This is a genomic window from Tardiphaga sp. (assembly GCF_041424195.1).
Taxonomy (GTDB): Bacteria; Pseudomonadota; Alphaproteobacteria; order Rhizobiales; family Xanthobacteraceae; genus Tardiphaga.
This window is the reverse complement of sequence record NZ_JBGMOE010000044.1, coordinates 104,179-117,370: the sequence shown is the minus strand read 5'-3', so window position 1 is coordinate 117,370 and position 13,192 is coordinate 104,179. Positions and strand designations below refer to the sequence as shown.

At 62.4% G+C, this 13,192-nt stretch carries 10 protein-coding genes; 4 read left to right on the top strand and 6 right to left on the bottom strand.

The genetic code is table 11. From position 1 onward, the window contains the following. Positions 1-56: 56 nt before the first annotated feature. Positions 57-710, bottom strand: a complete 654-nt coding sequence (gene purN, locus ACEK02_RS06605; protein ID WP_371421004.1) for a phosphoribosylglycinamide formyltransferase — start codon at positions 708-710, stop codon at positions 57-59. Between the two features lie 4 nt (positions 711-714). Further along, positions 715-1,788, bottom strand: a complete 1,074-nt coding sequence (purM, locus tag ACEK02_RS06600) for a phosphoribosylformylglycinamidine cyclo-ligase (protein WP_371420997.1) — start codon at positions 1,786-1,788, stop codon at positions 715-717. A 168-nt stretch (positions 1,789-1,956) separates the two neighbouring features. Here purM and ACEK02_RS06595 point away from each other — a divergent pair, with 168 nt between their 5' ends. The 4 genes from ACEK02_RS06595 to ppx all read left to right on the top strand — a co-directional run bounded on the left by ACEK02_RS06595 (position 1,957) and on the right by ppx (position 7,108). Next, positions 1,957-2,511 carry a CDP-alcohol phosphatidyltransferase family protein gene (locus ACEK02_RS06595; RefSeq protein ID WP_371420996.1) on the top strand — a complete coding sequence of 185 codons (555 nt, stop codon included), beginning with the start codon at positions 1,957-1,959 and terminating at the stop codon, positions 2,509-2,511. A 46-nt stretch (positions 2,512-2,557) separates the two neighbouring features. Beyond that, entirely contained in the window at positions 2,558-3,235 is a 678-nt protein-coding gene (locus ACEK02_RS06590; RefSeq protein WP_371420995.1) for a chromosomal replication initiator DnaA, read from the top strand. 153 nt (positions 3,236-3,388) lie between these two features. After that, a complete protein-coding gene (locus ACEK02_RS06585) occupies positions 3,389-5,590 on the top strand; it encodes an RNA degradosome polyphosphate kinase (RefSeq protein WP_371420994.1) in 2,202 nt (733 codons plus the stop codon). A 12-nt stretch (positions 5,591-5,602) separates the two neighbouring features. After that, a complete protein-coding gene (gene ppx / locus ACEK02_RS06580; RefSeq protein WP_371420993.1) occupies positions 5,603-7,108 on the top strand; it encodes an exopolyphosphatase in 1,506 nt (501 codons plus the stop codon). Between the two features lie 135 nt (positions 7,109-7,243). Here ppx and ACEK02_RS06575 read toward each other — a convergent pair whose 3' ends face one another. From ACEK02_RS06575 to ACEK02_RS06560, 4 genes are all read right to left on the bottom strand, one after another. Then, on the bottom strand, positions 7,244-8,146 hold the full coding sequence (locus ACEK02_RS06575) for a fumarylacetoacetate hydrolase family protein (RefSeq protein ID WP_371420992.1): 903 nt from the start codon (positions 8,144-8,146) through the stop codon (positions 7,244-7,246). Positions 8,147-8,310: 164 nt separating this feature from the next. After that, on the bottom strand, positions 8,311-9,459 hold the full coding sequence (gene rnd, locus ACEK02_RS06570; RefSeq protein WP_371420991.1) for a ribonuclease D: 1,149 nt from the start codon (positions 9,457-9,459) through the stop codon (positions 8,311-8,313). A 101-nt stretch (positions 9,460-9,560) separates the two neighbouring features. Then, positions 9,561-11,036 carry a YdiU family protein gene (locus ACEK02_RS06565; RefSeq protein ID WP_371420990.1) on the bottom strand — a complete coding sequence of 492 codons (1,476 nt, stop codon included), beginning with the start codon at positions 11,034-11,036 and terminating at the stop codon, positions 9,561-9,563. Positions 11,037-11,086: 50 nt separating this feature from the next. Continuing rightward, positions 11,087-12,766 carry a methyl-accepting chemotaxis protein gene (locus tag ACEK02_RS06560; protein WP_371420989.1) on the bottom strand — a complete coding sequence of 560 codons (1,680 nt, stop codon included), beginning with the start codon at positions 12,764-12,766 and terminating at the stop codon, positions 11,087-11,089. Between the last annotated feature and the right edge of the window lie 426 nt (positions 12,767-13,192).

Here is a 13,192-nt window from a genome sequence, read left to right as displayed (position 1 = left end):
TCGCCGATGAACCGGAATCCCTCCAGATTCAATAAATTCGTGAACCGCTCTAGTGGCTAGATCACCGATGGCGCAATGAGATTGTCATCGCTGCAGACACCGGCGCTGGTCCGGGTCGCTTCACCCACGATCTGAACGCCTGACGTCGCCAGCAATCGCAGTGCCTGCGGGTAGATCTTGTGCTCGATGTCGAGCACGCGGGCCGCGAGCGTGTCCGGTGTATCGTCGTCGGAGACCGGCACGGCACCCTGCATCACGATCGGGCCGGCATCGGTTTCCGGAATCACGAAATGCACCGTGGCGCCGGAAATCTTCACGCCTGCGCGCAGGGCCTGGCCATGCGGATCTAGGCCGGGGAAGGACGGCAGCAGTGACGGGTGGATGTTCAGCATCCGGCCGTACCAGCGCCGAACGAATTCCGCCGTGAACAGGCGCATGAAGCCGCCAAGGCAAATCAGCTCGATCTGGTGGTCGTCGAGGGCGGCCTGCAGCAGCTTCTCGAAGCCGGCGCGGTCCTTGCCGAATGGCTTGCTCTCGATCACCAGCGTCTTGACGCCGTTGGCTTGCGCGGTGGCGAGGCCCGGCGCGTCGGCCTTGTTGGAAATTACGAGGGCGATTTCGGCGGGGAAGCTTTCGGCTGCGGCCGCCTCGATCAGCGCGGTCATGTTCGACCCGCGTCCGGAAATCAGGATGGCGACGCGACGCATCACGGCCTCACAGTTCGAGTTCGAGATGCCCATCATAGACGACGCGCTCGTCGCCTGTGGCCTCTATGACGTCGCCGAGCAACGACACGGTTTCGCCGCCCTGGCGCAGGACGTCCATCACCTCCTGCACGGCCTCGCGTTTGACGATGGCGATCATGCCGACGCCGCAGTTGAAGGTGCGCAGCAGTTCGAGTTCGGCGATGTCGCCTTCGGCAGCCAGCCACTTGAACACCGGCAGAACGGTGAGGGCGGGCAGGTCGATGCGAACGCCGAGGTTCTTCGGCAGCACGCGCGGGATGTTGTCGGTGAAGCCGCCGCCGGTGATATGGGCGAGGCCCTTCACGGCACCGGTCTCGCGGATCGCGCGCAAGCAGGATTTCACATAGAGCCGGGTCGGGGTCAGCAGCGCACCGCCCAACGTCATCACCGGCGAGAACGGGGCCTTGTCGGCATAGGACAGACCTGTGCGCGCGACGATCTTGCGGACCAGCGAGAAGCCGTTGGAGTGGACGCCGGAGGAGGCCATGCCGATCACGGCATCGCCGGGGGCAATGTCCTTGGTCGGCAGCAGTGTGCCGCGCTCGGCAGCGCCGACCGAGAAGCCGGCGAGGTCGTAGTCGCCGTCCTTGTAGAGACCGGGCATCTCGGCGGTCTCGCCGCCGATGAGGGCACAGCCAGACTCGCGGCAGCCTTCGGCAATGCCGGCAACGATCGAGGCGGCGGCTTCCGGGTCGAGCTTGCCGCAAGCAAAATAGTCGAGGAAGAACAGCGGCTCGGCGCCCTGGACGACGAGATCATTGACCGACATGGCGACGAGGTCGATGCCGATGCCGTTATGGACGCCGGCCTCGATGGCGATCTTCACCTTGGTGCCGACGCCGTCTGTGGCAGCGACGAGAACAGGGTCCTTGAAGCCGGCGGCCTTGAGGTCGAACAGCCCGCCGAAGCCACCGATCTCGGCGTCAGCGCCGGCACGGGCGGTTGCGCGAACCATCGGCTTGATGAGGTCCACCAGACGGTTGCCGGCATCAATATCGACGCCCGCGTCCGCGTAAGTGAGGCCTTTTTTCTTGTCGGTCATGCCGGGTATCCTGGCGAAGCTGCGAAACTGTGTATTTTCGGCTGGTTACGTCGGAATCCCCGCCTGCGCAATGGCTCGTAAACGCTATCCCGATTACTATGTAGCCGGTAAGCCGGTCGGAGCTCCCAAGCTCGGATTGCGAAACAGGCCGGAGCCGGGAAGCGCCGCGTGAGTATCCCCAATTTAATCACCCTCGGGCGCATTCTGCTGGTGCCCGTGATCGTCTGGGCGATTGCGTCGAGCCAGATGGAGGTCGCCTTTGCAATCTTCGTGATTGCCGGGGTCAGCGATGCAATCGATGGTTTTCTTGCCAAGCGCTTCAACATGGCCAGCGAACTCGGTGCGCTGCTTGATCCTTTGGCCGACAAGGCGCTGCTGGTCTCGATCTACGTGTCCCTGGGGATATGGGGGGCAGTTCCGCGCTGGATCGTGATTCTCGTAGTGTCGCGGGATATCATGATCGTCGGCGCCGTCATTGTGTCGTGGTTGTTTGGCAAACCGATGCCGATGAAGCCGCTGATGGTATCGAAGCTCAATACGGTGGCGCAGGTGGCCTTCGCAGCCCTGGTCCTTGCCGCCCTCGGATTTGGTTTCAAATCCTCGCCTTACGATTTGATTTTGATGGGTTTTGTGACCGTCTTGACGTTGCTCTCTGTGTCCTTTTATCTCGTCGAGTGGATGCGACACATGAGCACCATCGAACCCGGCCAAGAGCCCCAGTAACCAGTATTTCGTGACATTCGCCGGCGCAGCCGGCAGGAGTATTTGCGTGGTCGCCCGCGTCCAACCCCGTCAATTGGCGTTCGCGCTGCCCCATGCGGAGAGCCTGTCCCGCGACAACTTCCTTGAGGGCCCGGCCAATGCCGAGGCGCTGGGGTTGATCGACTGTTGGCCCGACTGGCCGAACCGGGTGATGCTGCTAGTGGGCCCCGAGGGCTCCGGCAAGAGCCATCTGGCGGCGATCTGGGCCGAGGAGGCCGGGGCGCGCTCCACCATGGCGCACAGTCTGACTGCCGCGACGGTTCCGGCCGAGCTGGTGACCAACGCGCTGGTGGTGGAGGATCTCAACGCCGGCACTTTCGATGAGCGGGCGATGTTCCATCTGCTGAATCTGGCACGTCAGGACAACGCCTATGTGCTGATCACGGCTCGGGTCGCCCCCGCCGCGATGGAGGTCGAATTGCGCGATCTGCGGTCGCGGCTTCGGGCAATCCCGGTGGTCAATCTGATGCCGCCGGATGACGGGCTGTTTCGGGCGCTAATCGTGAAATTCTGCGCCGACCGCCAGCTCAGCATCGATGAGGGGGTGGTCAGCTATGTCGCCAGCCGCATCGAGCGCACATTCGCCGCCGCCCGCAATACCGTGGAATTGCTGGATAGCGAGGCGCTTCGGCTCGGCCGCCCGGTAACGCGCGCATTGGCCGCGGAACTGCTTCGCGACGCCTGACTTAGCCTTTGAACTCACGAAGCGCGTCAAACCATGCTTGACGGCGAAGCGGGCTGGTTCCTCAATGTCATTGAAGTGTCACGCGATTGACGCAATGTCCGCTGTGATTTGCCGGCACTATAGCGCTGCTTGAACTGGATGGATTGCTGTCTCATGGACTCTGCAGAAGAGATTGTTATTGAAGAGAAAAAGGGTGAAGCGAAACCGGCAGAGGTGGTCGCATCAGGTCCCGAGCGCTTCATCAATCGCGAACTGTCCTGGCTGCACTTCAATCGTCGCGTCCTTGAGGAGTCCGTTAATCCGGGCCATCCGGCGCTAGAGCGGGTCCGCTTCCTGTCGATTTCCGCAAACAACCTTGATGAATTCTTCATGGTCCGTGTCGCCGGCATCAAGGCGCAGGTCCGCGAGGGAATCAGCGAGCGCAGCCCGGACGGCCTGACCCCGGCCGAGCAACTGGTGCTGATCAACAGCGCGGTCTCCAAGCTCGGTAGCGACCAGCAGGCGATCTGGCGCGACCAGCGCGGCATGCTGGCCGATGTCGGAATCGTGCTGCTCGACGGCAAGGAGGTCAGCAAGGCCGACCGGACCTGGATCGAGGATCATTTCCTCCACAATATTTTCCCGCTGCTGACGCCGTTGGCGATCGACCCGGCGCATCCGTTCCCGTTCATCCCCAGCCTCGGCTTCACCATCGCGCTGCATCTGTCGCGGGTGTCCGACGGGAAGACGATGAACGCGCTGATCCGCATGCCCGGCAAGATCGATCGCTTTATCCGCCTGCCGACCCCCGGCAAGGATGGCGCGGTTCGCCTGATCACGCTGGAGCAGGCCACAGGCCTGTTCATCGCGCGGCTGTTTCCGGGTTACACCGTGCAGGGGCAGGGTGCTTTCCGCATCATCCGTGACAGCGAACTTGAAGTCGAAGAAGAGGCCGAGGATCTGGTCCGGCTGTTCGAGACGGCGCTCAAGCGTCGGCGCAGGGGATCGGTGATCCGGCTCGAAATCGAAGCCAGCATGCCGGCCGAACTGCGTGCCTTCGTGCAGCGCGCGCTGGCTACGTCTGACGACGAAATCCTGCTGGTCGATGGCATCCTCGCCATGAACGAGGTCTCGCAGCTCACGCGCCTCGATCGGCCCGATCTGGAATTCGTGCCCTATGTGCCGCGCCACCCGGAACGCGTCCGCGACCATGGCGGTGATATCTTCGCGGCGATCCGCCAGAAGGATCTCATCGTCCATCATCCCTATGAGTCCTTCGACGTCGTCGTGCAGTTCCTGCAGCAGGCCGCGCGCGATCCGGACGTCGTTGCGATCAAGCAGACGCTGTATCGGACCTCCAACAACTCGCCGATCGTGCGCACGCTGGTCGAAGCTGCGGAAGCCGGCAAGTCGGTGACAGCGCTCGTCGAACTGCGTGCGCGGTTCGACGAAGAGGCCAATATCCGCTGGGCGCGCGATCTCGAGCGCGCCGGTGTCCAGGTAGTCTACGGTTTCCTCGAATTGAAGACTCATGCGAAACTGTCGCTTGTGGTGCGCCGCGAGGGCGGCTCGCTCACGACCTATGTCCACACCGGCACCGGCAACTATCATCCGGTCACCGCGCGCATCTACACCGATCTGTCATATTTTACGTCCGACCCGATCATCGGCCGCGATGCCGCTCGCGTGTTCAACTACATCACCGGCTATGCTGAGCCGAGCGACATCGAGAAGATGGCCGTGTCGCCGCTGACCTTGCGTGGACGTATGCTCGAACACATCCGCGGTGAGGCCGCGTTTGCCCGCAACGGCAAGCCCGGTGCGATCTGGCTCAAGATGAATTCGCTGGTCGATCCCGAAATCATCGACGCGCTCTATGAGGCGTCGAATGCCGGCGTATCGGTCGAACTGGTCGTGCGTGGTATTTGCTGTTTGCGACCTGGGGTCCCCGGCCTGTCCGAGAACATTCGCGTCAAGTCAATCATCGGCCGCTTCCTCGAACACGGTCGAATCTACTGCTTCGGCATGGGCTATGGCCTGCCGAGCCCGAAGGCGGCGGTATATATCTCGTCGGCCGACATGATGCCGCGCAATCTGGATCGCCGTGTCGAGGTTCTGTGTCCACTACAGAACCCCACGGTGCATACCCAGGTGCTTGAGCAGATCATGGTGGCCAATTTGAAGGACACGGAACAGAGCTGGCAATTGTTGCCGGATGGATCGTCAACGCGTATGAAGGCAGCGAAGGGCGAGGAACCCTTCAATGTGCACAATTACTTCATGACGAATCCGAGTCTGTCTGGCCGTGGAAAGTCGCTTGAGAAATCATCCCCGCGCCGGCTCACCCGCCGTTCGGAGCGTCACCAATCCTCGTAAGGAACCAGCAGCGTGGTAGCGCGTGTCAATCAACGCGCGACCAGCGTCGCCGTCATCGATATTGGCTCCAACTCGGTGCGTCTCGTTGTCTACGAGACGCTGACGCGAAGCCTTGTCACGCTTTTCAATGAAAAGGCGCTGTGCGGTCTCGGCCGCGAAGTGCAGAGCACCGGGCTGCTGGCCAAGGATGCCGTCGACAAGGCGCTGACGGCCCTTCGGCGCTTCCATGCGCTGTGCAGGGTCATGAAGGTTGGTCGCGTCTATGCGATCGCAACCGCTGCGGCGCGCGATGCGAGCAATGGACCTGCATTCATTGCAGCAGCGGAAAAAATCTGTGGCTGCGAGATCCAGATCATATCGGGGCCACGCGAAGCGAAGCTCTCGGCGCTGGGCGTGATTTCGGGTGTGCACAAACCCGACGGCCTTGTCGGCGATCTCGGGGGCGGTTCGCTCGAATTGATCGATGTCAAAGGCAATGCGGTTCGGCAGGGCGTGACGCTGCCGCTCGGTAGTCTCGCATTGCAGGATGCCTCACAGAAATCACCGAAGAAGGCCGAACGCATCGTCAGGCTGGCGCTGGCTGACGTCGCGCAACTCAAGGCGGGCGTGGGCCGAAATTTCTATGCGGTCGGCGGTACCTGGCGTGCATTGGCGCGGCTGCACATCATCCAGAGCGGCTACCCGCTTCGTGTGATGCATGGCTATTCGATCCCGGCCAATGAGGCGCTCGATTTCGTACGCCGCTTGCGCCGGCTCGCAACAGCCAACATTCTCGCCAATATCGAAGCCATCGCAGAACAGCGCCAGCCGCTGCTGGTCTACGCCGCACTCGTACTTGAATATGTCATTCGCACTGCCAAGCCGAAAACCATCGTGTTCTCGACCTATGGCGTCCGTGAAGGCTTGCTGTACGAAATGCTGCCGCAAGCGCAGCGTATGCAAGACGGTCTGGTCGGCGCCGCGCAGACCATGAACGAGTTGTTGTCGCGTTCGGCGCGCCACGCGCAGGAGCTGAGTGAGTGGAGTGATCGGTTCGTCCGTGTTGCCAAGCTCAAAGAGACCGACGAGGATCGTCGGCTACGCCGGGTGGCATGTCTGTTGTCTGATATCGGCTGGCGCGTCCATCCGGATCATCGCGGCGAGCAGACGCTCAGTCTGATCACTAACGGCAATTTCGGTTCGGTCGATCATCACGGCCGCGCGTTTCTCGCGCTCTGTGTGTACTACCGCTACGCAGGATTCAGCACCGAGAACGAGCCCCCGGAGCTGGTCCGCTCGCTTGTCTCGCCGGCACAGGTTGAACGTGCGCGCTTGCTCGGTGCGCTGTTCAGGGTCGCGCATCTCATTTCGGCGGCGCGGCCGGGCGTGCTGCCCGCCACGCATTTCGCCACCAAGGATCGCAAGATGATGCTCGTCTTCGAGCATCGCATGGTCGATCTCGTCGCCGATCGTGTCGGCAGCCGCTTCAAGCAGCTGGCGCGACTGGTCGGGAAGTCCGGTTCGATCGTCAGGCGATAGCCACCGCCGCTCATTCTGAATGATGCTACTGATTGCAGCGCGGCGCTCCCATCGCCGGTGCGCGTCTGACGAGTTTGAGCGCCCGTGCTGCTTCGCCGAACAATTTGCGGAGCCACCTACGTGCAGGGCGCCGAGTTACTGACTGACGCGATTTTCCAGCGTGCCGATCGCCTCAATCTGACATTTCACCACATCACCGGCCTTGAGCGGCTGCGGTGGCGTCATGGCGTAGCCGACGCCAGAGGGCGTACCGGTCGCAATGACGTCGCCAGGCTCCAGGGTCATGCCAAGGGAGAGATCGTGGATGATCCGCGCGATCGGGAAAATCATGTGTTTGGTGTTGGAGTTCTGACGCAGGTCGCCATTCACCGTCAGCGAGATGTCGAGGGCCTGCGGGTCCGGGATATCGTCGCGGTGCACGACCCAAGGTCCCATCGGACAACTGCCGTCGAGGCCTTTACCCTTGAACCACTGGTCGTGACGGCGCTGCAGGTCGCGGCCGGTCACGTCGTTGATGATGGTGTAACCGAAGATATGGTCGAGCGCATCGTCCATGGAAATATTGACGCCGCGACGGCCGATCACCACGGCCAGTTCGACCTCATAGTCGAGCACCTCGGTGATCCCGGCATGCAGCGGAATATTGGCGCCGGGACCGATCACCGCAGTTGGCGGCTTGGTGAAGATCTGCGGATACTCCGGCAGCTTCACCTCGGTGCCGCGCGCACGGTACCCCTCTTTGACGTGCTCGATATAGTTTCTGCCGACGCAGAAGACATTCTTGCGCGGTGAGGGGATCGGCGCCAGCAGTGTCGCATCTGCCGCGCTGATGACTGCATTCGGCAACTCGCCGCTGTCAGCTGAGGCGACCAGTCGCTCTGCAATCTTCAGTCCAACGTCACCCGCCTCGATCAAGGCAATCAGATCCTTGAACGCGCCATCGCCCGCTGCTGCTTTCGCCAGATCGAGGATGCGGCCGTCTTTCAGGACGGCGCCCAGATGTGCTGCGTTACCAACAGAGATCGTGACGAATTTCATGACGCTTCCCCAGAACAATGGCCGTTGACCGGCTGCAGCGCATTTCTGCACTACTTCGGCGGTCGTTGGAAAGGGGAGAGTCCTCATGGTGAGGAGCGCGACTTCGCGCGTCTCGAACCATGAGATGTTTGCGCCATCCCCAGGGTGAGGGATGAATGAGAATATTAGGGGCGATCCACCCGGATCACCCGGCCTTTTTCCATCGCCAAGGCAAGGCGGCCATGCTTGAGCGCCAGTGCAGCCTCGCCGAACAGCTCACGCCGCCAGCCGTGCAGGGCGCCCACATCGGCATTGTCGTCGGTGGCGATCTGCTCGAGATCATCCACGGTCGCAATGACCTTGCTGGCGACGGCGTGACGCTCAGAGGTCATCCGCAGCAACACCTTCAGCAGTTCGACGGTGGCTGCGCCGTTGGAATTGCCGCGCGGCTTCTCGATCTTTGGCAATGTGGCGGGGTCGCGGGCGACGCCACGCTGGACGGCGGCGACAATGTCGCTGCCCCATTTGGAGCGATCAAAGCCCTTCGGCAGCGAACGCAGATTGGCCAGCTTCTCGAGTGAGGTCGGCGCGTGGGTCGCGATATCGCCGACGGCATCGTCCTTGAGCACGCGCGAGCGCGGTACATCGCGGCTCTGCGCTTCCTGTTCCCGCCAGGCCGCGACTTCCATCAGCACCGCGAGCTCTTTCGGCTTGCGGACACGGGTCTTCAGCCGCTCCCAGGCGCGCTCGGGATGGAAATCATAGGTCTTTGGCGAGGTGAGAATTTCCATTTCCTCGCTGACCCAGTCGCTGCGGTCGCGCTTCTTCAGATCGGCATCGAGCTTGGCGAAGACGTCGCGCAGATGGGTAACGTCGGAGACGGCGTAATGCAGCTGTTCTTCGGTCAGCGGGCGGCGCGACCAGTCGGTGAAACGGTGGGTCTTGTCGGGGCGGTGGCCGGTGACGCGTTCGACGAGCTGGTCATAGGCGATGCTGTCGCCATAACCGAGCACCATGGCCGCGACCTGGGTGTCGAAGATTGGATGCGGCACCACGCCGGCGCGGTGCACGATGATTTCGATGTCCTGCCGGGCAGCGTGGAAGACCTTCAGCACGGCCTCGTTGGCCATCAGGTCGAAGAACGACGTGAGGTCGATGCCCTCGGCGAGCGTATCGACCACGACAGCGTCTTCCGCGCTGGCCATCTGAACCACGCAGAGCAGCGGGTAATAAGTGGTCTCGCGGAGGAATTCCGTATCGACCGTAATGACGGGGTGCTTGGCAAGTCGCTCGCAGGCGGCGGTCAGCTGGGCAGTGGTCGTGATCAGTTCCATGGATGGTCCATAACGCTTTTGCCAAGGCGTTCGGCCGAAAAACCTGTTGAGTCAAGGTGTTTCGGGCAGATTGAAGGTCTGCTCGGACAGAATAAGGGTGTTTAGGTGCCGCAGAAGGTCTTCAGCACGCGCTGACCCGGCTCCGGCGGCTCGGCGTAATCCGCCATCTCCGGTTGATCTTCATAGGGTTTCGCCAGCACGGCCAGAAATTCTTTGAACGGCGTGTAGTTGTCGGCCAGCGCCGCCTGGATCACCGCCTCGACGCGATGATTACGGGGGATGAAGGCCGGATTGACCGTCTGCATCGCCTGATAGCGGGTACCGGCGTCTTGCGGCTCCTGGCTGAGTCGCTGCCGCCAGTTCACCGCCCAGGCGTCGAACGCTGTCGGATCGATGAACAGGCCGCGCACGGCTTCGTCGTTGTCTGCGTCAACCGCGGCGCTGCCGAGGCGGCGAAAGGTCAGCGTGAAATCGGCCTGATTGGCACTCATGGCGGTCAGCAGATCCTGCGCCAATGCAGCATCGTCCGGCCGACTGGTGAACAGGCCGAGCTTCCGGCGCAGACCGGCCTGATAGGCCGTGTCGAAAATATCGGAGAATTTGCCCAATGCGGCCTGCGCAATCTCGATGGCGGTCTTCTCGTCGCTGTCGATCAGCGGCAGCAGCGTCTCGGCGAAGCGAGTCAGATTCCACAGCGCGATGCGCGGCTGGTTCGCATAAGAGTAACGGCCCATCTCGTCGATCGAGCTGTACACGGTTGCAGGATCGTAGGCGTCCATGAAGGCGCAGGGGCCGTAATCGATGGTCTCGCCGGATATCGAGCAGTTATCGGTGTTCATCACCCCGTGGATGAAGCCCACATGCAGCCAGCGCGCGACGAGTTCTGCCTGACGGCGGATCACCGCATCGAGCAGCGCGCGAATGGGGTGCTCGGCTCTCGCCGCATCGGGATAGTGCCGCGCGATCACGTGGTCGGCGAGCTGCGTCACCCCGGCGATATCCTCGCGCGCGGCGAAGAATTGGAATGTCCCTACGCGGATATGGCTCGACGCCACACGCGTCAGCACAGCGCCGGGCAGCATGGTCTCACGCTGGACGCGTTCGCCGGTGACAACCGCGGCGAGGGAGCGTGTGGTGGGAATGCCCAGGGCCGCCATGGCTTCACTGACGATGTACTCCCGGATCACCGGCCCGAGTGCAGCGCGACCATCGCCGCGGCGCGAGAAAGGCGTCGGACCGGAGCCCTTGAGCTGGATATCGCGGCGTATGCCGTCGCGGTCGATGACTTCGCCAAGCAGGATCGCGCGGCCGTCGCCGAGTTGCGCCACGAAATGTCCGAACTGATGTCCGGCATAGGCCATCGCGAGAGGATCGGCACCATCGGGCACGCGCTTGCCGGCAAGCACGTCGACGCCCTCGGGGCTGGCCAGCCAGTCCGGATCGATGCGGAGTTGTTCAGCGAGCGCGCGGTTCAGCTTGATCAGCCGCGGCGCCGCCACCGGCGTCGGCGCGACGCGGGCAAAGAAATTCGCGGGCAGGGCGGCATAGCTGTTGTCGAACGGAAAGTGGACTGTCATGGCCCCAAGATGGGGGGCCATGACGTGTTAGGCAACTGCTGAAAACGGTCTCAGGCAGCGCGAACCGTGTCGAGGAACCGGTCGACTTCGCCCTTCAGGCGATTGCTCTCGAGCGATAGCGACTGCGCTGCAGCAAGCACCTGCGTGGAGGCCGAGCCGGTCTCGCTGGCGCCGCGATTGACCTCGGTGACCTCGCTGGCGACCTGGGTGCTGAGCTGCGCCGACTGCTGGACATTGCGCGCGATTTCCTGCGTTGCGGCACCCTGTTCCTCGACGGCCGCTGCGATCGCCGACGAGACTTCGGAAATCAGCGTGATGGTCGAGCCGATCTCCTTGATGGTCTCGACAGTCTCCGCACTGGCCGCCTGCATGCCGGCGATCTGCATGCTGATTTCATCGGTGGCCTTGGCGGTCTGCGAGGCCAGTGCCTTCACCTCGGCGGCGACGACCGCAAAGCCACGACCGGCTTCGCCGGCACGTGCCGCTTCGATGGTGGCATTCAGCGCCAGCAGGTTGGTCTGTTCGGCGACGGCGGTGATGAGCTTTACGACGTCATCGATCCGTGCGGTGGCCTGCGAGAGCTTGGCGATGCTCTCATTGGTCTTCTCGGCCTGCAATACGGCGGTGGAGGCGATGCGGTTGGACTCGTGGACCTGGCGGCCGATTTCATTGACCGAGGACGTGATCTCTTCCGTCGCCGCAGCCACCGACTGCACATTGTTCGACACGACCTGCGATGCTGACGCCGCCGAGCCCGACAGGGTCATGGTGATATCCGACGTGCGGGTCAGCGTGGTGGCGGAGGCTTCGAGTTCGGTGGAGGCGGATGAAAGCGAGCCAACGAGCTCACTGATCATCGACTCGAAGTTGCTGGTTGCCTTCGTGATGGTTTCCGCACGGGCGGCCTTGATGGCGGCTTCGGCACCGGCGGCCTGATCCGCGGCACGCTTGGCGATAAGGGCGTCCTTGAATATCTGCAGCGCGCTGGCGATGCGGCCGATCTCGGTGCTCTCGCCCTGATGCGGAATGACGGCCTCGAGCTGGCCACCGGTCAGTTGGCCCATCGGCTTCAGGATCGAAGCGATGCCGCCGGAGATGTCGCGCACCAGATACATGGCAGCGCCGAGGCCGAGCACGGCCGAGGCGCCGAGAATGATCACCATCATCCAGATCGCGTTGGCATAGGTCGCGTTCGCATTGCTGCCGGAAGCTTCGGCGCCCTTGTCGTTCAACTCGACGAGCTTGGCCAGCGTGCCATCCATGGCGCGGCCGGTCGGGACCACCTTCCTGGCGTTGATCTCCTTGGCTGCCGTCACGTCGCCCTTGTTGGCGAGGGCCTGGACGTCATTGCCTGCGGCAATGAAGGCCTTCCATTCGGCGTCGAGCTTGTCGGCCAATTCGCGTTCGGCCGGCGACGATACGAGCGGGGCGTAGGCCTTCGCGGCCTTGTCGAAGTCCGACTTGCGGGCGATGAGGTTCTTGTCGACATCCGGACGGTCGGCATCGGCGACGATCAGGTGGTCGCGCAGCACGGCGCGATAGCGCGCCGACTGAACGCGCATTTCGCCAATCCAGCGGACGCTGGGGAGCCACTGTGTCTGGATGTCCTGGGTCGCTGCGTTGATGGCTCGCATCTGCATGAAGGCGAGGGCGCCGATGCCCGCGATCACCGCGAAGAGAAAAGCGACGATGACAAACAGCTTGGTACTGATCGAGTATCTTGCGAGCACGAATGTATTCCTCGGCGGTTCTAAGGCTGCGACGCTGGTCAGCCGAAACGACGGCTGCCTTGGGTTGCGGCAGAGCAATAAGCAGCAAGTTCCAGTTGAAGGGTCTGCCTTCAAAACGGGCAGGGTTCACGGCATGACAGTGAATGGCGGTCGTCAACGTTCGGTAAATTCTGACGTAAATACCACCCTAAGTAATTGAGATTGGTGCGAAAATACCGACGCTGTATATCCTGTACCTGTTGTGCACGATCTGGGGTGGCTGATTATTTCTTGTACAATCATGTAGTTCCCGCGCTGCGGGAGGTTTTCTTGTCGCCGATTGCGTTTGGAAATAAGGATCTCAAATTTCTCGGCTGGCCCCCCTCCGGTGACGCAGTCGCGGTCCGCAAATTCGGGCGGTCCGATCACCGAGCTTTGGTTGCCGCG

Excerpts from the sequence above, each read along its gene's own strand:
- purM (WP_371420997.1), bottom strand. The coding sequence starts at position 1,788 with ATGACCGACAAGAAAAAAGGCCTCACTTACGCGGACGCGGGCGTCGAT.
- ACEK02_RS06585 (WP_371420994.1), top strand. The coding sequence starts at position 3,389 with ATGGACTCTGCAGAAGAGATTGTTATTGAAGAGAAAAAGGGTGAAGCG.
- ACEK02_RS06575 (WP_371420992.1), bottom strand. The coding sequence starts at position 8,146 with ATGAAATTCGTCACGATCTCTGTTGGTAACGCAGCACATCTGGGCGCC.
- rnd (WP_371420991.1), bottom strand. The coding sequence starts at position 9,459 with ATGGAACTGATCACGACCACTGCCCAGCTGACCGCCGCCTGCGAGCGA.
- ACEK02_RS06565 (WP_371420990.1), bottom strand. The coding sequence starts at position 11,036 with ATGACAGTCCACTTTCCGTTCGACAACAGCTATGCCGCCCTGCCCGCG.